At 71.1% G+C, this 19,528-nt stretch carries 18 protein-coding genes; 10 read left to right on the top strand and 8 right to left on the bottom strand.

What is annotated here, in order from left to right; genetic code table 11:
- Positions 1 to 321: 321 nt before the first annotated feature.
- Entirely contained in the window at positions 322 to 645 is a 324-nt protein-coding gene (locus IEY93_RS36255) for a hypothetical protein (protein ID WP_189167698.1), read from the bottom strand.
- Between the two features lie 234 nt (positions 646 to 879).
- Here IEY93_RS36255 and IEY93_RS36250 point away from each other — a divergent pair, with 234 nt between their 5' ends.
- The gene (locus IEY93_RS36250; protein WP_203969163.1) at positions 880 to 1,830 is read left to right on the top strand and encodes a phosphotransferase family protein; all 951 of its coding nucleotides are present in this window, start codon (positions 880 to 882) and stop codon (positions 1,828 to 1,830) included.
- Between the two features lie 205 nt (positions 1,831 to 2,035).
- A complete protein-coding gene (locus IEY93_RS36245; protein ID WP_203969165.1) occupies positions 2,036 to 3,256 on the top strand; it encodes an MFS transporter in 1,221 nt (406 codons plus the stop codon).
- A 13-nt stretch (positions 3,257 to 3,269) separates the two neighbouring features.
- Here IEY93_RS36245 and IEY93_RS36240 read toward each other — a convergent pair whose 3' ends face one another.
- From IEY93_RS36240 to IEY93_RS36230, 3 genes are read right to left on the bottom strand one after another with little or no spacing between them, the layout of a single operon-like run.
- Entirely contained in the window at positions 3,270 to 4,061 is a 792-nt protein-coding gene (locus IEY93_RS36240) for an ABC transporter ATP-binding protein (RefSeq protein WP_189167696.1), read from the bottom strand.
- Complete coding sequence (locus IEY93_RS36235) at positions 4,058 to 5,143, bottom strand: FecCD family ABC transporter permease (protein ID WP_189167695.1); 1,086 nt, start codon at positions 5,141 to 5,143, stop codon at positions 4,058 to 4,060. Before IEY93_RS36235 ends, IEY93_RS36240 begins: the two co-directional genes overlap by 4 nt.
- Positions 5,140 to 6,207 (bottom strand): FecCD family ABC transporter permease, encoded by a 1,068-nt coding sequence (locus IEY93_RS36230; RefSeq protein ID WP_189167694.1) that lies wholly within the window; start codon positions 6,205 to 6,207, stop codon positions 5,140 to 5,142. The genes IEY93_RS36235 and IEY93_RS36230 overlap by 4 nt, the downstream gene beginning before the upstream one ends.
- A gap of 199 nt (positions 6,208 to 6,406) precedes the next feature.
- Here IEY93_RS36230 and IEY93_RS36225 point away from each other — a divergent pair, with 199 nt between their 5' ends.
- A complete protein-coding gene (locus tag IEY93_RS36225; RefSeq protein WP_189167693.1) occupies positions 6,407 to 7,420 on the top strand; it encodes an ABC transporter substrate-binding protein in 1,014 nt (337 codons plus the stop codon).
- 9 nt (positions 7,421 to 7,429) lie between these two features.
- Here IEY93_RS36225 and IEY93_RS36220 read toward each other — a convergent pair whose 3' ends face one another.
- Positions 7,430 to 8,494 (bottom strand): PLP-dependent cysteine synthase family protein, encoded by a 1,065-nt coding sequence (locus IEY93_RS36220; protein ID WP_203969169.1) that lies wholly within the window; start codon positions 8,492 to 8,494, stop codon positions 7,430 to 7,432.
- Between the two features lie 325 nt (positions 8,495 to 8,819).
- Here IEY93_RS36220 and IEY93_RS36215 point away from each other — a divergent pair, with 325 nt between their 5' ends.
- Positions 8,820 to 9,428: a sigma-70 family RNA polymerase sigma factor gene (locus IEY93_RS36215; RefSeq protein WP_189167691.1), complete on the top strand. Its 609-nt coding sequence runs from the start codon at positions 8,820 to 8,822 to the stop codon at positions 9,426 to 9,428.
- Positions 9,429 to 9,574: 146 nt separating this feature from the next.
- On the opposite strand, the gene IEY93_RS36210 is transcribed toward IEY93_RS36215, so the two are convergent.
- Entirely contained in the window at positions 9,575 to 10,414 is an 840-nt protein-coding gene (locus IEY93_RS36210) for a DMT family transporter (protein ID WP_189167690.1), read from the bottom strand.
- A 32-nt stretch (positions 10,415 to 10,446) separates the two neighbouring features.
- Here IEY93_RS36210 and IEY93_RS36205 point away from each other — a divergent pair, with 32 nt between their 5' ends.
- The 3 genes from IEY93_RS36205 to IEY93_RS36195 all read left to right on the top strand — a co-directional run bounded on the left by IEY93_RS36205 (position 10,447) and on the right by IEY93_RS36195 (position 12,083).
- The gene (locus IEY93_RS36205; RefSeq protein WP_229691762.1) at positions 10,447 to 10,590 is read left to right on the top strand and encodes a cupin domain-containing protein; all 144 of its coding nucleotides are present in this window, start codon (positions 10,447 to 10,449) and stop codon (positions 10,588 to 10,590) included.
- Between the two features lie 269 nt (positions 10,591 to 10,859).
- Positions 10,860 to 11,165, top strand: a complete 306-nt coding sequence (locus IEY93_RS36200) for a hypothetical protein (RefSeq protein ID WP_189167689.1) — start codon at positions 10,860 to 10,862, stop codon at positions 11,163 to 11,165.
- A 36-nt stretch (positions 11,166 to 11,201) separates the two neighbouring features.
- A complete protein-coding gene (locus tag IEY93_RS36195; protein ID WP_229691761.1) occupies positions 11,202 to 12,083 on the top strand; it encodes a polysaccharide deacetylase family protein in 882 nt (293 codons plus the stop codon).
- Between the two features lie 166 nt (positions 12,084 to 12,249).
- Here IEY93_RS36195 and typA read toward each other — a convergent pair whose 3' ends face one another.
- A complete protein-coding gene (typA, locus tag IEY93_RS36190) occupies positions 12,250 to 14,103 on the bottom strand; it encodes a translational GTPase TypA (RefSeq protein ID WP_189167688.1) in 1,854 nt (617 codons plus the stop codon).
- A gap of 535 nt (positions 14,104 to 14,638) precedes the next feature.
- Between typA and IEY93_RS36185 the strand changes: the two genes are divergently transcribed.
- Entirely contained in the window at positions 14,639 to 15,394 is a 756-nt protein-coding gene (locus IEY93_RS36185) for an alpha/beta hydrolase (protein WP_189167687.1), read from the top strand.
- Positions 15,370 to 16,515 carry an acetate/propionate family kinase gene (locus IEY93_RS36180; protein WP_229691760.1) on the top strand — a complete coding sequence of 382 codons (1,146 nt, stop codon included), beginning with the start codon at positions 15,370 to 15,372 and terminating at the stop codon, positions 16,513 to 16,515. Before IEY93_RS36185 ends, IEY93_RS36180 begins: the two co-directional genes overlap by 25 nt.
- A 179-nt stretch (positions 16,516 to 16,694) precedes the next feature.
- Here IEY93_RS36180 and IEY93_RS36175 read toward each other — a convergent pair whose 3' ends face one another.
- The gene (locus IEY93_RS36175; RefSeq protein WP_189167686.1) at positions 16,695 to 18,131 is read right to left on the bottom strand and encodes an aldehyde dehydrogenase; all 1,437 of its coding nucleotides are present in this window, start codon (positions 18,129 to 18,131) and stop codon (positions 16,695 to 16,697) included.
- Between the two features lie 423 nt (positions 18,132 to 18,554).
- On the opposite strand from IEY93_RS36175, the gene IEY93_RS36170 reads away from it, so the two are divergent.
- Entirely contained in the window at positions 18,555 to 19,454 is a 900-nt protein-coding gene (locus IEY93_RS36170; protein WP_189167685.1) for a coiled-coil domain-containing protein, read from the top strand.
- Positions 19,455 to 19,528 lie beyond the last annotated feature (74 nt).

The raw sequence follows: 19,528 nt of genomic DNA, 5'->3' as shown, positions 1-19,528 counted from the left end.
CGACGACCTGGCCCCCTTCGACCCCGAGGTCTTCACCGACGCCCTCCTCGGCGACTGACTCCAGACCCGGCGGCGCCCCACGTGCCGCCGGGCCACATCTGCCGGCGCGTACCGGCAGGTCCGCACCTCGGGGCACACGTACCGCTGACCGCGGCTGACGGCGCGACCGAGACCGGGGGGCCGGTCGCTGTCCGTACCTCGGTGCGACAGGCAAAGGTCAGGGCCCCATCGAGTCGATGGAGCCCTGACGTGTGTGCAACAGCCACCGGGGTCGTCCACCCCGATGACGCTAGCGATGCGCCATTGGGCAGCGGTTTTCGACTAGCAGTCGATGCTGACGGAGAAGATGTGCGAGCCGGTGCCGGCGTACTGGCCGCCGACGGGCACGGTGAGGACGATCTTGCCGCTGCTGTCTCGCAGGCGAGCGGTCTTGTTCCCGTAGTTCTTCACGCTGTAGATGCCGCCCGGGAAGCTCCAGTTACCGCACGAGCTCGGGATGTACTTGGTGCCGGTGAAGCTCGAATACTGCCAGTAGCACGAGTAGTTCGAAGGGCAGGAGCTGTCGGCGCTGGCCGGCGGCGCGACGACCATGCTCAGCCCAAGAAGTGCTACGGCGGACGCTCCCGCCGCGAGCAGCTTTCTCATGTGCGTGTCCTTTCCCTCGTGAGGGCGATCCCCTTTGGCGCGACTCGGCATCGCATGACCGAACGACTTCGATCGCCTTTGTGATCTCTGAGTAAGGATCACAGAGGTCCGAACGGATGGCATTGACCATGCGCGCCCACCTGTTGGTCAGGCGTGCCAAACCTGAGGAGGAGCGTGGCGGCAGGGCGCCGAAAATGAACGGCCATTTCTCCTGCCCTGGGCCATGATGAGCAGGTGAGCTTTCCGCGCGCGGCAGGGGTCCGCATGCCTTGGGCCGCGGTGTCGCACGAGATCCGCCGCGCGGTCGAGGCGTACCGCGGCTCCGCCGTGGTCGAGGCCGTCACAGTGGAGAGCGGCTTCTCGCCGGGCGCGGCGGTGCGGCTGCGCTTCGCGGACGGCGGCTCGCTGTTCGCCAAGGCGGTGGGCCCCGAGCCCAATCCGGACAGTGCAGGCATCTACCGCGACGAGGCGCGCATCGCCGCAGCCCTCCCGGCCGGAGTGCCGTCTCCGAGGCTGCTGACCTCCTTCGACATCGACGGCTGGGTGGCGCTGCTGTTCGAGTACATCGACGGCGCCCCGCCCGCCGAGCCATGGCGGCCGGACGAGTTCGCCCGCGTGCTGGACGCCCTGGACCGGATGGCCGCCGAAGTGAGGCCGGCCCCCGTCGAGGTCCCCTCGACCGGCGAACGCTTCGCGAGCCAGTTCCAGGGCTGGCGACGTTTGGTCGCCGCCCGGGACGCGGGCGAGGACGACCTCACCGGCCTGGACCTCTGGGCGCGCGACCGGCTCGACGAACTCGCGGCCATCGAGGCGAGCTGGATGGACGCTGTGAAGGGCGAGACCCTCGTCCACGGCGACATCCGCGCGGACAACCTGCTGCTGACTCCCGGCGGGGTCGTGGTGGTCGACTGGCCGTGGGCCTCCAGGGGCGCGGCGTGGTTCGACCTCCTGCAGATGCTGCCGAGCGTCGCGATGCAGGGCGGGCCGAGGCCGCAGGACGTCTTCGCCGCACACGCCACCGCCCGCGACGCCGACCCGGACGCGGTGACCGCCGTCCTCACCGCCCTGACCGGCTTCTTCGTCCGCCAGGCCCGCCAGCCCGCCCCGCCCGGCCTCCCCACCCTGCGGCCGTTCCAGCACGCCCAAGGCGAAGCCGCCCTCACCTGGCTCCACACCCGCCTCTGAGCCCCAGCCCGGCCACGAGCGGGGAGCGCACGGTCGAGGCGGCGCGGACGGCCCCGAGTGCGATCTGAAGCTCAGGCCGACCCGCCGAACAGGCCGTTCTTGACGGCCAGGGAGGCGTAGGCTTTTCCGGCGCGTGGGTCGGGTTGTGGTCAGCTCGTCCGTTCGCCCGGTGGTGTCCTGGACGGTCCGTGGGATTGGGGATGCGGTGTCGTTGTGGAGGAACCGGGACTTCCGGTTCTTCCTCGGGATCCAGACCCTGTCCGCGGTCGGCGACTCCTTCTCGTACGTGGCGATTCCGCTGCTGGTGTTGCAGGCGACCGGTTCCGTCGTGCAGATGGGCGTGGTGACCGGGCTGGTGGGGGTCTCCTCGATCGTCACCGGCGTCTTCGCCGGGTACGTCGCCGACCGGGTGGACCGGCGGGCTCTGCTCGTCACCTGTGATCTGGCCCGTTGTCTTCTCTATGGGCTCATCCCGGTGGTGTGGCTGTTCGGGCCGCAGGTGTGGCTGCTGTACCTGGTCGTTCCCCTGGCCGGTGCCTTCGCGATGCAGTTCCAGGTCACCTACGTCAGCGTGGTCCCCGCACTGGTCGAGCGCGACCAGATCACCAAGGCCAACGGCCATCTGTACGCGAGTTACGCGGTCGCCGGGGTCGCCGGCCCCATGCTGGCCGGGGTGATCTCCGGCGCTTTCGGGCCGTCGGCCGCCCTCGCGGTGGACGCGGCCAGCTTCGCGGTCTCCGCCGCCGGCGTGCTGCTCATCAAGATCCGCTCGGCCGGTGGGGAAGCGGTGGCGGCCGGTGATCGCCACTCCTTGGGCAGGGACTTCCTGGCCGGTGCGAGCTTTCTGTGGCAGCACCCGGTGCTGCGCTCGCTGACGGTGCTGCTGGCGGTGCTGACCTTCGTCACCTTCGGCCTGACCGACCTCATCATCTACTACCTCAAACATGATCTCGGCCGGTCGGACGGCACCGTCGGCTCCGTCCTGGCCGCCGCGACGGTGGGCACACTCGTCGCCTCCGCCGTGGTCGACCAGGTCCGCAGGCGTCTTGGGTTCGGCGCCTCCTGGATCGGTGCCTGGACGCTCTGCGGAGTGGCCATCGCCTGCCTCGGCCTGTCCACCGGTGCGCCGTTGGTCGCGCTGTTCGCCACCGCCCAGCTCTTCTGTACCGGCATCGCGGGCATCTGCTCGATGTCGTTCCGGCAGGAGGTGACTCCGGGCAAGCTGCTCGGCCGGGTCACCTCCGCCTTCTGGACCGTGCACTCCACGCTCGGCCCGGTCGGCGCCGCACTGATCACCGGGGCGGCGGCCCGGTACGGCGTCACGGCGGTCTGCCTGGTCGCCGGGGTCACGTGCGTGGTGATCGCGCTGTCGGCGTCGCTGACCCCCATCCGGCGAGTCCGGCCCCTGGCCGGTGAGGCGACGTGAGGCGGGTGCGCGTTCAGGGCATGGGGCGGCGGATGGCGATGGGGACGACGAGCGGGGTGGCGGTGACCGGGTCGGGGATGACCTTGGCCTCCAGGTCGAAGACCTCGTCGAGGACGGGTTCGGTCATCACCTCGTGCGGGGTGCCAGCGGCGACCACGCGGCCGTCGCGCATGGCGATGAGGCGGTCGGAGTGGCGGGCGGCGAGGTTGAGGTCGTGCAGGACCATCACCACCGTGCGCCCGGCCTCGTCGCGCAGGCGGGTGACCAACTGCAGGACGTCGATCTGGTGGGCCAGGTCGAGGAAGGTCGTCGGCTCGTCGAGCAGGAGCAGGTCGGTGCCCTGGGCCAGGGCCATGGAGATCCATGCGCGCTGACGCTGGCCGCCGGAGAGCTCGTCCAGGGGCTGGTCGGCCAGGTCGAGCAGCCCGGTCATCCGCAGGGCCTCCTCGACGGCGGCCTCGTCGCCGGGGGACCACTGGCGGTACCAGGCCTGGTGGGGGTGGCGTCCCCGGGCCACCAGGTCGGCCACGGTGAGCCCTTCGGGGGCGATCGGGGACTGGGGCAGCACCCCCAGGATCTTGGCGACCTCCTTGGCGGGCATGCGGTCGATGCGTCGTCCGTCCAGCAGGACGTGGCCCGAGACGGGCTTGAGCAGCCGGCCGAGGGCGCGCAGCAGGGTGGACTTGCCGCAGCCGTTGGGCCCGATGATCGAGGTCACCGTGCCGGTCTCGATGCCGAGGTCGAGCCCGTCGACGATCAGCCGATCGCCGTAGCCGAGCTTGACGTCAACGGCCTGGAGTCTCATGTGCCACCTCGGGTGCGGCGCGTGCGGATGAGTAGATAGATCAGGTACGGGGCGCCGAGCACCGCCGTGACGATGCCGACGGGCAGTTCGACCGGGGCCGCCGTGCGGGCGGCCAGGTCGGCGGCGGTGGTCAGGACGGCGCCGGTGATGGCCGAGACGACCAGCGGGGGCTGCGCGACGCCGGCCAGCCGCAGGGCGATCTGCGGGGCCGCCAGGGCCACGAACGCGATCGGCCCGGCCGCCGCCGTGGCGACCGAGGCGAGCAGGACGGCGCACAGCAGCAGGGAGCCGCGGGCCAGGTCGAGGCGGACGCCGAGGCCCCTGACCGTGTCGTCGCCCAGGCGCAGGGCGCCGAGCACGCGGCCGCCGGTCAGCGTGACCGGGAGGATCACCGCGAGCGCGGCGGCCACCGGTACGACGTGCTCGTACCCTCTGGCGTTCAGCGAGCCGCTGATCCACACCATGGCGCGGGTGGCGTCGTTGACGTCGCCCGCGGTGAGCAGCCAGAACTTGAGGTTGGTGAACACCGCGACGACGCCGACGCCGACCAGGACCAGCCGGTACCCGTCCAGGCCGCGCCGCCAGGCGAGCCCGTACACCAGCAGCGCCCCGGCGAGTCCGCCGGCCAGCGCGATGAGCGGGATGCCGACGGCGGCCAGGGTGCCGCCGGGGCCTCCGTGGGCGGCGCCGCCGGCGACGGTGAGCGCGACGACGGCGAGTCCGGCGCCCGAGGTGACGCCGAGGATGTCCGGGCCCGCGAGCGGGTTGCGCGCGATGGCCTGGGTAATCGCGCCGGACACGCCGAGGGCGGCGCCGACGAGGATGCCGGTCAGCGCGCGCGGCAGCCGCAGTTCGGTGATGACCAGCCGCTCGCCGCCGGTGCCGCCGCCGAGGACGGCCCGGGTCACCTCGGCCAGGCTCATCGGGATGTCGCCGAGACGCAGGTGCAGGCCGGTGAGCAGGAGCAGCAGCGCCAGGCCGATCACGGTCACGGCGATCGCCCGCGGCCGGGGCAGCACCGACAGCCCGCCGGCGCGCAGCGCCCGCCGTCGCACGGCCGGGGAGAGGGGCGGGTGGGTCACAGGTGTACCGATCGGGTGCGGCGGATGAGCGCGACGAAGAACGGGGCGCCGAGCAGGGCGAGGACGACGCCCGCTTCCAGTTCGCCGGGGTGGGCGACGACGCGGCCGGTGACGTCGGCGGCGAGGAGCAGCGCGGCGCCGATCAGCCCGGAGTAGGGCAGCAGCCGGCGGTGGTCGGGGCCGGAGAGCGCGCGGGCCAGGTGCGGGACGATCAGGCCGACGAAGGCCAGGGACCCGCAGGCGGCCACCGCGGCCCCGGTGAGCAGGGTGATCGCGGCGATGCCGGTGAAGCGGGTGAGCGCGACGTTCCGCCCGAGGGAGCGGGCCACGTCCTCGCCGAGGGCCAGGGCGTTGAGGCCGGGGGCGTTGGCGAGCGCGAGCAGCGTCCCGGCGGCGACGAAGGGGAGCACCTGCCCGGCCACCGCGGCGTCGCGCCCGGCGAGCGAGCCGAGCTGCCAGAACCGGAACACGTCCATGGCCTGCTTGTCCAGCAGTACGACCGTGGAGGTGAGGGCGTGCAGGAAGGCGCTGACGGCGGCGCCGGCCAGGGCGAGCGTGACGGGGGTTGGCCCGGCCCGCCCGCCGCCCGCGAGGCCCAGGGCGAAGACGGCGGCGCTGGCGATCAGCGCGCCGGCCAGGCCGAACCAGATGTAGCCGTACACGCTGCCGAGCCGGAACACCACGATGCTCAGCACCATGGCGAACGCCGCTCCCTGGGTGACGCCGAGCAGCCCGGGGTCGGCCAGCGGGTTGCGGGTGTGGCCCTGCATCAGGGCGCCCGCGAGGCCGAGGGCCAGGCCGGCGAGCAGGCCGAGGGCGGTACGCGGCAGGCGCAGCTCGCGGACGATGACATCGGCGTCGGTGCCGGACGGGCTCCACAGGGCCTGCCAGACGCCGGCCGGGGGCACCGGGCGGGCACCGACCATGACGCTGAGGACGGCCGCCAGCAGCACGGCCGCCGCGAGCGCGCCGAGGATCAGGAATCCGCGCGTCCGCCGCCGGCGCGGCGGGGCGGCGGCGGCAGGGAGCGCCCCGGGCGAGGTGGCCCGCGTTCGCGTGGTCACCTCTGCCTCCGTGCGAGCAGGTTTCCGGTGCCGTTGATGGGAGAGCCGGGCACACAGGTGGTCGCGGTTGTCATGACCACCCTCTCGATCGTGCCGGTTCTTCCCCGTCTTTGCCGTTCTGCGGCGATTATGCCATGTTAGGCATGCCTAATCTAACTAAGGCTGACCTAATCTGTACCTTCCTGGGGGATGACTTCTGATGCGAGTGCTGAGCGCGCTGTGCATGGCCCTGGCCGTACTCGTGGGCCTGTCCGGATGCGGGACGAGCCCGGCGACCACCGCCGAGCCCGGCGCGACGACGTCGCAGAACGGGCAGGCGGCGGGCGGCGGGGCCTTCCCGCGCACCGTGCGGCACGCGATGGGGGAGACCACGATCCCCGCCCGGCCGGTGCGCGTGGTCGCGCTCGATCAGAGCTTCGTCGACGCGGTGCTGGCGCTGGACGCCGAGGTGGTGGGGTACACGACCTACCGTTCGCTCACCGACCGGCTGCCGGACTACCTCGGGGACAGCGCCAAGCGGTACGGGGCGAACGCTCAGGCGGTCGGCACCCTTGAGGCGCCCAGCCTGGAGAAGATCATCGCGCTCAAGCCGGACCTGATCGTCTCGGCCAAGGTCAGGCACGAGGCCCTGTACGGCAAGCTGGCACAGATCGCGCCCACGGTGTTCAGCGAGACCAGCGGAGCGATCTGGAAGGACAACCTGCGCCTGGTGGGCAAGGCGCTCGGCAAGGAGGACGTGGCCGAGCGCAAGATCAAGGAGTTCGAGGAGCGGGCCGGCAAGATCGGCCAGGAGGTCAAGGAGAAGAACGGCGGCACGATGCCGACCGTCACCGTCGCCCGCTTCGCCGGCGAGCCCACGGTCCGCCTGTACGTCGAGAACTCCTACTCGGGCGTCGTGCTCAAGGACGCCGGCTTCCCGCGCCCGCAGGGCCAGCCGACCAGCACCGACACCGTCGCGGTGAACATCAGCGAGGAGCGCATCGCCGACCTGGACGCCGACCACATCTTCGTCGCCGCCTACCCCGACGACAAGGGCGACGTGGCGAAGGTCCGGGAGAAGTTCGAGGCCAACCCGCTGTGGGCCAGGCTGAAGGGCGAGCGGCACGACGTCTCCGACCTCACCTGGATGACCGCCTGCGGCATCCTCGGCGCGCACGTCATCCTCGACGACGTGGCCGAGACCTTCGGCGTGGACCCCGCGAAGGCCGCCTGACCTTTCGCGTCACCAGGTGAGGAAGGCGCGTAGCTCGTCGAGGGCGGGGCGGATGTCCACGCCCCGCTCGGCGAGCCAGCCGTCATCGTCGTAGGTGCACCGGTAGCGCTCGCCGCCGTCGCAGATCAGCGTGACCACACTGCCGCGCAGGCCGTTCTCCCGCATCTCCCTGATGAGCTGCACGGCGGCCGCGACGTTCGTCCCGGTCGACCCGCCGACGTCGCGGCCGGTGACCTCGCGCACCCAGCGCATGGCGGCGATCGAGGTCGCGTCCGGCACCCGGATCATCCGGTCGATCACCGAGGGCAGGAACGACGGCTCCACCCGGGGCCGTCCGATGCCCTCGATACCGGACCCCGCGCCGAGCGTGCGCAGGTCGCCGGAGACCCACGCGGGGTAGAACGCCGAGCCCTCGGGGTCCACCACGGCCAGCCGGGTGGCGTGCCGCCGGTAGCGGATGTAGCGGCCGAAGGTGGCCGAGGTGCCGCCGGTGCCCGCGCCGACGACGATCCAGGACGGTTCGGGGTGCCGTTCCAGGGACATCTGCTGGAAGACGCTCTCGGCGATGTTGTTGTTGCCCCGCCAGTCGGTGGCCCGCTCGGCGTAGGTGAACTGGTCCATGAAGTGGCCGCCGGTCTCCTCGGCCAGCCGCCGCGACTCCTCGTAGATCGCTCGCGGGTCGTCCACGAGCCGGCACTTGCCGCCGTGGAACTCGATCAGCGCGATCTTCTCCGGCGAGGTGGTGGCGGGCATCACCGCGATGAACGGCAGGCCGAGCATCCGGGAGAAGTACGCCTCGCTGACCGCCGTCGACCCGCTGGACGCCTCGATGATGGTGGTACCGGGGCCGATCCAGCCGTTGGCCAGCCCGTACAGGAACAGCGAGCGGGCCAGGCGGTGCTTGAGCGAGCCGGTGGGGTGCACCGACTCGTCCTTCAGGTAGAGGTCGATGCCCCACTGCGCGGGCAGGGGGAAGGTGAGCAGGTGGGTGTCGCCGCTGCGGTTGGCGTCGGCCTCCACCATCCGGATCGCCTCGGCCACCCACGCCCGCACCTCGGGGTCATGCCGGTCCATGTGCTCCATGACAGGATCATGCCCATCCGCGTACTTCATGGACATACGTTAGCTTGTGAGAGCTTTGTGTGACCCTTACCACACTTTCCCATCATTTGCCCGTTGTCTGTTACGATAACGAGACTTGTCCGGCCTGTGGGTGTGTCGTCACCACTCCGCACGCGTTACCGGTGAACCCCTGCTGACCTGCTTCGACCCCTAACGTCACCCTTATGGGTGAACCGCAAGCATGTGATCAGCCGTCAGATGGAGTAAAGCGGTTACAGAGCCTGCATGGGTTCATGCCGGATGGGTAACGGGGGACAGCAGGCATGAGGGGGATTAAATGATCTCGATGACCGAACAGCAGCGTCAGGCGTGGTTCGAGCGCGACGTCATGCCCGTGACGAGCCAGCTTTACGCGTCTGCCATGCGCCTCACCCGCAACACGGCCGACGCCGAGGACCTGGTGCAGGAGACGGTCGCCAAGGCATACACCTCTTATCACCAGTTCCGGCCCGGCACGAACCTACGGGCGTGGCTCCATCGCATCCTGACCAACAACTTCATCAACGACTACCGCAAGCAGCAGCGTTCGCCCAAATTGTCGGCCGCCGAGGACATCGAGGACTGGCAGCTCGCCGCCGCCGAGTCGCACATGTCCACCGGCCTGCGGTCGGCGGAGACCGAGGCGCTGGAGCAGCTTCCCGACAGCGTGGTGATGAACGCCTTGCGCTCGCTCCCCGAGGACTTCCGGGTGGCGGTGTACCTCGCCGACATCGAGGGGTTCGCGTACAAGGAGATCGCCGAGCGCATGGGGACGCCGATCGGCACGGTCATGTCCCGCCTGCACCGCGGACGCCGCCAGCTCCGCACGATGCTGGAAGGCTACGCGCACGAGGAGGGGGCGCTCCGGGGCACCACCACGGCCGCCGCCCAGGCCCAGGCGGCCTGAACCCGGCGGGCGGTTTCCGGTACGACCGGCCTGACCGCGAGCGCCGGGCCCGGGACCTCGTCCACCGAGCCCAACCACGAGAGGCCGGTACGGCGACCGCCGTACCGGCCTTCTCCGTACCTGGGCAGCACGCTGCCCGGCCGTGCTCAGCCGGAGGCGATGAGGGCGACCGCGCCGAGGGCGAGGCCCACCCCGGCCGTCTGCAGGGCGCTCAGCCGCTCCCCGAGCACGTACCGCGCGAGCAGCAGCGTGCTGGCCGGATACAGCGAGGCGAGCACCGCGACCACCACCAGCAGGCCGCGCTGCGCGGCGAACAGGTACAGCACGTTGGCGATCATGTCGAGCACTCCGGCCGCGAGGATGACCGGCAGAGACCCCTTGCCGGGCCGCAGGCCGCGCCCGGTCGCCAGGGCCAGCGCCCCGGCGGCGACGGTCGAGGCGAGGCGGGCGCCGGCCAGCGGCCACAGGCCGGCGTCGTCCGGCACCTGCTTGAGCAGGATGAAGAACGCGCCGAACCCCAGGCCCGAGGCCAGTGCGGCGGCGATCGGGCCGAGTGCCGCCTTCCCGGCGCGTGCGGCTCCGGGCTCGCGGCTGACCAGCACCACGGCGGCCAGCGCGACCACCACCCCGCACAGCGCGAGCGCCTGCGGGCGTTCGCCCAGCGCCAGGCCGGCCAGCACGGGCAGCGCGGCGGAGGTGGTGGCCGTGGTGGGCGCCACCACCGACATCACTCCGCTCGCCAGGGCGCGGTAGAACAGGGCGACGCCGAGGCCGCCGCACAGACCGGCCGCCACGCCCCAGCCCAGGGCGCCGGCACTGGGCGCGCCGGGCAGCAGCGGCAGCAGCGGGAGCACGAGGAGCAGGCCGATGGCCTGCGTGAGCACCACCACGGCGAGGACACGGGATCGCCGGGTGGCCAGCCCGCCGAAGAAGTCCGCCGTCCCGTAGATCGCGGCGCACATCGTCGCGAGCAGCACTGCGGTCATCCGCACCTCACCCCCAATAGATTGCACTGTTAGTGCAATCTATTGGGTTTAATGTGGTGTACGGCGACGCGGTGCTGTTCAGCGCCGACCGGCCGCACCGCTACGCCAACGAGGGCGACGAGGCGCTGCGCTTCATCATGGTCGTGACCGAGCCGCGCGAGGCGCTCGATCAATGAGGGCGCTGGCGCGTGGCACCGGCCGAGCGGTCGCCTGAGGGTGACGCAGACTCTTCGAGAACCCCCTGTCCGGGCATGTCGCGGCCGTGCGGTGCGCTGACCAGTGAGGACGTCGCTGTCCGACAAATTTTCCTTACGGAGAGCGAGAATCGCAGGTCACGTATCGACCACGAGACTGCAAAGGTTCGGGTAAGGCGGGTACATCACCCGTGTGTGTGCGCTGATGGCTTACCCCTCCGGCCGGACGGCGGCCGCCGGGGGGTGGACGGGTGACTGACGCCCGCGCGGCTCTGGCGAAGCTCCGAGTTGAGCTCGTCAGCCTGGGGGTGACCGACGCGTACGACGTGTGCGATGACTCGGTGCTCTCTGTGTGGATTGGTCTGGTAGTGACCGTCCGTGATGGTTTTTACTGCTGGCAGGAGGGTGTGGCGAAACGTCGGCATTTGGGTACAGACCCGGAGGGTTGCGCCATTCGCGTAGCCCGTCGTTACGTCGAGCTGCAGGCCGACGCCCCGCCCTGGTGGGACGAGCTGGCCAAGGCTCTGCGAGGGGAAGCGGCCGAGAACTACCCGTGACCCCTGCCGCTGTCGGCTGTCCGGGGGGAGCGTGCGGTGGCACAGGTTCGAGCTGTCGTCGTGTGGCTGGCCTTCACGTTCCCGCTGGTCCTGGTCTTGGCGGGGTGCGGCTCGGTGCGAGCGCCCATGCGGGAAGGGCGGGAAGATGACGCCACCCGGGTGCGCACCTCGGCGCCCGTCCGGGCGGTGTCCGATCCCGCGCTGCTGGCCCTGCGCGTGATCGTGCAGCAACCGGGCTGGCCGGGCGGCCGCCCGGTCGTGGCCCCCGGTGACCGCCGGCTGCCCTGCGAGCGGCTCAAGTGCGTGGCGCTGACCTTCGACGACGGGCCGTTCGACCACACCGCTTCGGTGCTCGACACGCTGGCCGCCTTCCAGGCCAGGGCGACGTTCTTCGTCGTCGGGCAGATGGTCACCCCGGCGACGGCGCCCCTGCTGCGCCGCATGGTGTCCGAGGGCCACCAGCTCGGCAACCACTCGTGGGACCATCCGGCGCTCACCTCGCTGTCCGGTGACGCGCTGCACGCGCAGCTCGAACGCACCCAGCAGGTGGTGCGGTCGGTCACCGGCGTCACGATGCGGCTGATGCGGCCGCCGTACGGCGCGACCGACGGGAAGGTGGCCGGGGAGACCGGGCGGTCCGGGCTGGCGCAGATCCTGTGGGATCTCGACACCCTGGACTGGCGTGACCGCAACAGCGCCCTGGTCGCCCAGCGGGCCGGCGCCGCCCGGCCCGGGGCGGTCGTCCTGCTGCACGACATCCACCGGACCACAGCCGAGGCGCTGCCCCGGCTGCTGGCCGATCTGCGGGCGCGGGGGTACACGTTCGTGACCGTGTCCGAGCTGTACGGCGGGCGGGAGCTCGTGCCCGGCCGGCGCTACGCGGGGGAGACGGCCCAGGACGGCCGGCCGAGCCCTTGACGGTGCGGGCCCCCGTGAGGGGACACGCCGGATCGTGGTCGCCCGGGTCGGCCGAGCCCTTGACCGGCTGAGCTTCCGCCAGGGGCGGCATTGGCTCCGTGCCGGCGCGAGACTCTCACACCGGCACGGGACCGGGGGCGTGCGGGTCAGCCGCCGCGCTTGCGGGTCAGCCGCCGCGCTTGGCCCGGGCGGCGGTGCGGGCGCGGGCGGCGGCCTCCAGGACGACCTTGCGGATGCGGACGTTCTCCGGAGTGATCTCCACGCACTCGTCCTCGCGGCAGAACTCCAGCGCCTGCTCCAGCGAGAGCATCCGCGGCGGGATGACCTTCTCGGTCTCCTCGCTCGTGGAGGACCGCATGTTGGTGAGCTTCTTCTCCTTGGTGATGTTGACGTCCATGTCGTCGGAGCGGGAGTTCTCCCCGACGATCATGCCCTCGTACACCTCGGTGGTCGGTGCGACGAACAGCACACCGCGCTCCTGCAGGTTGAGCATGGCGAACGCGGTGACCGCGCCGGCGCGGTCGGCCACCAGCGAGCCGTTGTTGCGGGTGCGCAGCTCGCCGAACCACGGCTCGTAGGAGTCGAAGACGTGGTGGACCAGGCCGGTGCCGCGGGTCTCGGTGAGGAACTCGGTGCGGAAGCCGATCAGGCCGCGGGCCGGGACCACGAACTCCATGCGGATCCAGCCGGTGCCGTGGTTGGTCATGTGCTCCATGCGGCCCTTGCGGATCGCGAGGAGCTGGGTGATCGCGCCGAGGTACTCCTCGGGGGCGTCGACGGTGAGACGCTCGACCGGCTCGTGCACCTTGCCGTCGATCATCTTGGTGACGACCTGCGGCTTGCCGACGGTCAGCTCGTAGCCCTCGCGGCGCATCTGCTCGACCAGGATGGCGAGCGCCAGCTCGCCACGGCCCTGGACCTCCCAGGCGTCCGGCCGGTCGGTGGGCAGCACGCGCAGCGACACGTTGCCGACGAGCTCCTTGTCCAGGCGGTCCTTCACCAGGCGGGCGGTGACCTTGGCGCCCTTCACCTTGCCCACCAGCGGGCTGGTGTTGGTGCCGATCGTCATCGAGATGGCCGGCTCGTCGACCGTGATCAGCGGCAGCGGGCGCGGGTCGTCCGGGTCGGCCAGCGTCTCGCCGATCATGATGTCCGGGATGCCGGCGATGGCGATGATGTCGCCCGGCCCGGCCTCCAGTGCGGGCTTGCGCTCCAGGGCCTCGGTCATCAGCAGCTCGCTGATCTTGACCTTCTGGACGGTGCCGTCGATGCGGCACCAGGCGACCTGCTGGCCCTTCTTGATCGTGCCCTGGTGGACGCGGCACAGCGCGATGCGGCCGAGGTAGCTGGAGGCGTCCAGGTTGGTGACGTGCGCCTGCAGCGGGGCCGAGGGGTCGTACACCGGCGCCGGGATGGTCTCGGAGATCGTCTGGAACAGCGGCTCGAGGTCCTCGGAGTCGGGCATGCCGCCGTTGTCGGGGCGGTTCAGGCTGGCGCGGCCGGCCTTGGCCGAGGCGTACACGATCGGGAAGTCGATCTGCTCCTCGGTGGCGTCCAGGTCCATGAACAGCTCGTAGACCTCGTCGACGACCTCGGCGATGCGGGCGTCGGGGCGGTCGACCTTGTTGATGCACAGGATGACCGGCATCTTGGCGGCCAGGGCCTTGCGCAGCACGAAGCGCGTCTGGGGCAGCGGGCCCTCGGAGGCGTCGACGAGGAGGACGACGCCGTCGACCATCGACAGACCGCGCTCGACCTCGCCGCCGAAGTCGGCGTGGCCGGGGGTGTCGATGATGTTCAGCGTCATGCCGCCGTGCTTGACGGCGGTGTTCTTGGCGAGAATGGTGATGCCCTTCTCGCGTTCGAGGTCGTTGGAGTCCATGACCCGCTCGTCGACGTCCTGGTTGGCGCGGAACGCCCCGGACTGCCAGAGCATGGCGTCCACGAGCGTGGTCTTGCCGTGGTCGACGTGCGCGATGATCGCGATGTTCCGCAGGTCGTCGCGGCTGTTCAAAGGCATGATGGAGTCTCGCTCTGGGTCTCGTGGAAGCCGGCCGCGGACACTGCGGCCCAGACCATTTTAGTTGATCGCTGTTACCACCACGTGCCGCGGCCACACAAAGCGAACTTTTCGGGCGATGTTCACAATTTCGTGGCATAGCCGCTGACACCGCGCTGAGCAGGCGCGACGCCGGGTTTCGGCCGGTCCGAAGCCCGCTGCGGGAGCGGGCGGAAGCGCATTCTGGACTAAGTCCCCCACCTCCGGGAAGACAGCCAGCATGGTGGACGAAGGACTTACGGGAGTAGCCGCCTCCGTACACCGGGCCGCCGAACCGGTCGGCCATCTGATGTGCGGGCGGCGGCTGGGAGAAAGATGCCGCCTCGCCGTCTGGGGTCTGGTCGTGGCCGCGTTCACGGTCGGATGCGTGACCCCCGTGGCGGCGAAGGCCGGAACGGCCGCGGCGGCGGCCGTCCAAGCCGCTCAACCGGGTCACGCCGATCCGGGCGCGGTGTCCGTGATCCGCGCCGCGGGACGCCGGGAATAAGCTCATGGCATGCCCCTTGCCACGGCTTTCCCCGCGACGCTGATGACCAGGGACGGCGTGCGGATCGACGCCGCGCACACCCCTTCGCGGGGTGACGCCGATCTCGGCATCGTCCTGGCCCACGGCTTCACCGGCTCCTGGCGGGAGCCCACCACCCGGCGCATCGCGCACGTGCTGAGCGGTTACGGCGGAGTGGTCGCGTTCGACTTCCGCGGCCACGGCCGGTCGGGCGGCCTGTCCACGGTCGGCGACGCCGAGGTGCTCGACCTGGACGCCGCGGTGGCGCACGCCCGCTCCATCGGCTACCGCCGGGTCGCGGCGGTCGGCTTCTCGATGGGCGCGGCGATCGCGATCAGGCATGCGGCCCTGCACCGGGGCACCGACGCCGTGGTCGCGGTCAGCGGCCCCGCCCGCTGGTACTACCGGGGCACCCGCCCCATGCGCCAGGTGCACTGGGTGATCGAGCGCTCCACCGGGCGGCTCGTCGCGCGGCTGGCCAAACGCACCCGCATCAAATCCGGACAGTGGGACCCGGTGCCGCTCGCGCCGTACGAGGCGGCCGCGCGCGTCGCGCCGACCCCGCTGCTGATCGTGCACGGCGACGCCGACACCTTCTTCCCGCTGGAACACGCGCACCAGCTCTTCGAGGCGGCGCGCGAGCCGAAGGAGCTGTGGGTCGAACCGGGGTACGGCCACGCGGAGTCCGCCGCCACCCCTGGTCTCGTCAAGCGCATCGGAGCGTGGATCGTGAGCGTGCCGCGATGATCCTGGTGGTGAACTCCGGGTCCTCCTCGGTGAAGTACCAGCTCATCGACCTGGACGGCCCGACGCGGGTGCTGGCGGGGCTCATCGAGCACATCGGCGAGCCGGGGTCGGCGTTCCCCGGCCACGAGGCCGCGCTGTCCAGGGTGGCCGAGGAGGTCGCCCCGCACTCGGGCGCGCTGACCGCCGTCGGCCACCGCGTGGTGCACGGCGGGGCGACGTTCACCGGGCCGGTCCTGATCACCGACGAGGTCGTCGAGCGGATCGCGGAGGCCGCGCCGCTGGCCCCGCTGCACAACCCGGCGAACCTCGCGGGCATCGAGGTCATGCGCAGGCTGCACCCCGGCCTGCCGCAGGTCGCCGTGTTCGACACCGCCTTCCACAGCACGCTCACCCCGGCCGCCCGCACCTACGCCATCGACCGCAAGGTCGCCGAGCGGTTCGGGGTGCGGCGGTACGGCTTCCACGGCACCTCCACCGCCTACGTCTCGCGGGTCGCCGCCGCGCTGGTCGGCAGGCCCGAGACCGCCAACGTGATCGTCCTGCACCTCGGCAACGGCGCCAGCGCGACGGCGGTCGCCGGAGGGCGCTGCGTGGACACCTCCATGGGCATGACCCCGCTGGAGGGGCTGGTCATGGGCACCCGCTCCGGGGACGTGGACCCCGGGGTGATCTTCCACCTGATCCGCGGCGGCATGACCCCGGACGAGGTCGAGCGGTCGCTGGTCGAGGAGAGCGGGCTGCTCGGGCTGTGCGGCCACAACGACATGCGCGCCGTCCTCGACGGGGTCGCCGCGGGCGACGAGGACGCCGCCCTCGCCTACAACGTGTACTGCCACCGGCTGCGCAAGTACATCGGCGCGTACTACGCGGTGCTCGGCCGGGTGGACGTGATCGCCTTCACCGGCGGGGTCGGCGAGCACTCCGCGCCGGTGCGCCGCTCGGTGCTGTCCGGCCTCGAGCCGATGGGCGTCCGCCTGGACCCGCTGCGCAACTCATCGGTCCGCGGGACACGGCTGGTGTCCACCGACGACTCCGCCGTGGCGGTCGCCGTCGTGCCGACCGACGAGGAGCTGGAGATCGCCATCGAGACCGCTGACCTTCTGGCGAGAACCAAATCCTGATAACCGTCGTCTACCAGGATTGGAGAACGAGGTCCGCCCGGGGCAAGTCCTTACCGGGGCAGGACTCTTCACTGGTGTGACCTCGGAGATCCTTATCGTGCGGGCCGTCGCCCAGTGGCGCGGGGGCGTGCTGGGCGACGGTCACGCACGACGCCGGTCCCGGAACGGGGGCCGGCGGGTCAGCCCAGACGGGCGATCGACTTGTACTCCAGGTAGCTCGCCAGGCCCTCGGGGCCGAGCTCGCGGCCGATGCCGCTCGCCTTGAACCCGCCGAACGGCGTGCCGGGCTCCAGGGTGTTCATCACGTTCACCCCGTAGGTGCCGGTGCGGACGCGGCGGGCGATGTCCATGCCGTGCTCGGTGTCGGCGGTCCAGACCGATCCCGACAGCCCGTAGTCGCTGTCGTCGGCGATGCGGACGGCGTCATCCTCGTTCTCGTACGGGATCACCGCCAGGACCGGGCCGAAGATCTCCTCACGGGCGATGCGCATGTCGTTGGACACCCCGGCGAAGACCGTCGGCGCGACGTACCAGCCCCGGTCGAAGGGCCGGTCGAGGCCGCCGAGCACCGGCTTGGCGCCCTCATCGACGCCGATCCTGATGTAGCCCTCGACCCGCTCCTGCTGGCGCCGGGCCACCAGCGGGCCGATGCCGGTCGCCGGGTCCGCGGGGTCGCCGACCCGCTGCCCGGCCACCATGTCGGCGACCGCCTGGACCACCTCGTCGTACCGCGAGGCAGGGGCGAGGATGCGCGTCTGCGCCACGCACGCCTGGCCGTTGTTCATGAGCGAGGCGATGGACAGAAACCCCATGGCGGCGTTCAGGTCGCAGTCGTCCAGGATGATCGCGGCCGACTTGCCGCCCAGCTCCAGGCTGCAGCGCTTGAGCCGCTCGCCGCAGATGCCGCCGATGCGCCGGCCGGCGGCGGTGGATCCGGTGAAGGCGACCTTGTCCACTCCGGGGTGGGAGACCAGGTGCTCGCCCGCCTCGCGGCCGGCGGCGACGATGTTCACCACCCCGTCGGGAATGCCGGCCTCCTTCACCATCTCGGCCAGCGGGTAGCAGTCCAGCGGCGTCTCGGGGGCGGGCTTGACCACGACGGTGCAGCCCGCGACGAGCGCGGGGGCGAGTTTGGTCATGATGACGAACTGCGGGACGTTCCACGGGACCACGGCGGCCACGACGCCGACCGGCTCGCGCCGCACGGTCACCGGGCCGAACATGCCCGGCCGCTGCTCCTCGACCTCGAAGGTCCGGCCCAGCTCGCTGTAGTACTGCAGCATGCCCAGCGGCGGCGCGGCCTGGCCGAGCTGGGAGAAGGTGATCGGCGAGCCCATCTCCAGCGTGATCAGCTCGGCGAGCTCGGCCTGCCGCGCGGCGTACAGCTCGGCCAGCCGTCCCACCACGGCCGCGCGCTCCGCCATGGTCATCCGCGGCCATGGGCCCTGGTCGAAGGCCTGGCGTGCCGCGGCGACGGCGCGGTCCATGTCGGCGGGCGTGCCGTCGGGCACCCGGCCGACAATCTCCTCGGTGTGCGGCGAGATCACCTCGATCGTCGCCGTGCCCGAGGGAGCCACCCAGTCGCCTCCGATGAACAGCCGGTCGTGCTGGATCATGACTCTCGCCTCCTGCTCAGCCGCGTCTGTCGTCGCCCCGGCGCCTGCTCGCCGGTCGGGTCCCGGCGGTACGGGGACGGGTCACGCGGTTCCGGTCGATATGACCGAACCATGTTCTGTACCGCGGGGCAAGGGGGGCGCTGTGGCGGGTCCGGGGGAGGCGGGGAACGGCTAGGATCGGTCGCCCCGCGGGCGTCGCAGGCGGTGGCGGCGGGGTGGTTCGGGTCGGGTGCGAGCTCTGGTGAAATGTCGGGTAACACGGCGCTCTGTCCGGTTGCCTCGGGCCCAATTCTCGGCGAACCCGCACGCTGCGTAGTCATGAAGTGGTAGATAGTGCGCTAATGGTGTATTGGTTCTTCCGATCGTGTGACAGCCCCAAAGATCGGCTTCTATAGTTTCGGGGCGTCTGGAATGGGAGGGCTCATGCGATCACGCCGTGCGATCGCACTGGCGGCCGTTCTGCTCAGCCTGTTCACCGCACTGGTCGTCCCCCCGGCCGAGGCCGAGCCCAGCCCGCAGTCCCGGCTCGACCGGCTCACCAAGCAGGCGGCCGACCTGCAGAAGGCCTATCGCGGCGAGATCCAGAGCCTGGAGGAGACCCGGCGGGCCGTGCAGAAGGCCGGGAAACGGGTGAAGAAGCTCGGCGCCGACCTGACCGACGCGCAGCGGCACATGTCGCAGTTCTTCGCCAGCTCCTACATGTCCGGCGCGGTTGACGGCCCTCAGATGATCACCTACACCGGTGACCCGGACAGCATCCTCGGCCAGGCCGCCACGATCACCTACCTCGCCGAGGAGAAGAACCAGCGGCTCAACCGCATCGCCGCGCTGATCAAGGAGTCGCGGGCCGCCAAGAAGGAGGCCGACGGCAAGATCACCGCGCTGAAGAAGGAGATCAACCGGCTCGAGGCCAAGAAGAAGGACGTCGAGCAACTGCTGAAGAAGTTCGGCTTCCAGACCCCGGACGCCGGCAGCGGCCTGACCTCCCGCCTGATCAGCATCCGCAACGTCATCATGCAGAACTTCCCGATGCCGTTCGGCGTCGGCTGCCTGCGCCCGGGCGACCCCGGCGAGCACGGCAAGGGCCGCGCCTGCGACTTCATGATGAGCACCGGCGGACGCATGCCGGACGCCGCCTCGCAGGCGCGTGGCGACGCCCTGGCCCAGTGGTGCATCCAGAACGGCCGCCAGCTCGGCATCATGTACATCATCTGGCGGCAGCGGTACTACGACATCCGCACCGGGGCCGGGTGGCGCATGATGTCCGACCGCGGCGGCGTCACCGCCAACCACTACGACCACGTCCACGTCTCGGTCTTTTGATAGGGGGACGAATAGCGTCTGATGAGCTATTCGCACACTTGAAGAAGGCGTTTGAGCTGGTCACCGGCCTGTGG

Origin of the sequence: Sphaerisporangium melleum, assembly GCF_014646695.1 — a bacterium.
Classification (GTDB): Bacteria; Actinomycetota; Actinomycetes; order Streptosporangiales; family Streptosporangiaceae; genus Sphaerisporangium; species Sphaerisporangium melleum.
Note: the sequence above shows the minus strand (reverse complement) of the source record. Positions and strands in the feature narration are given on the sequence as shown.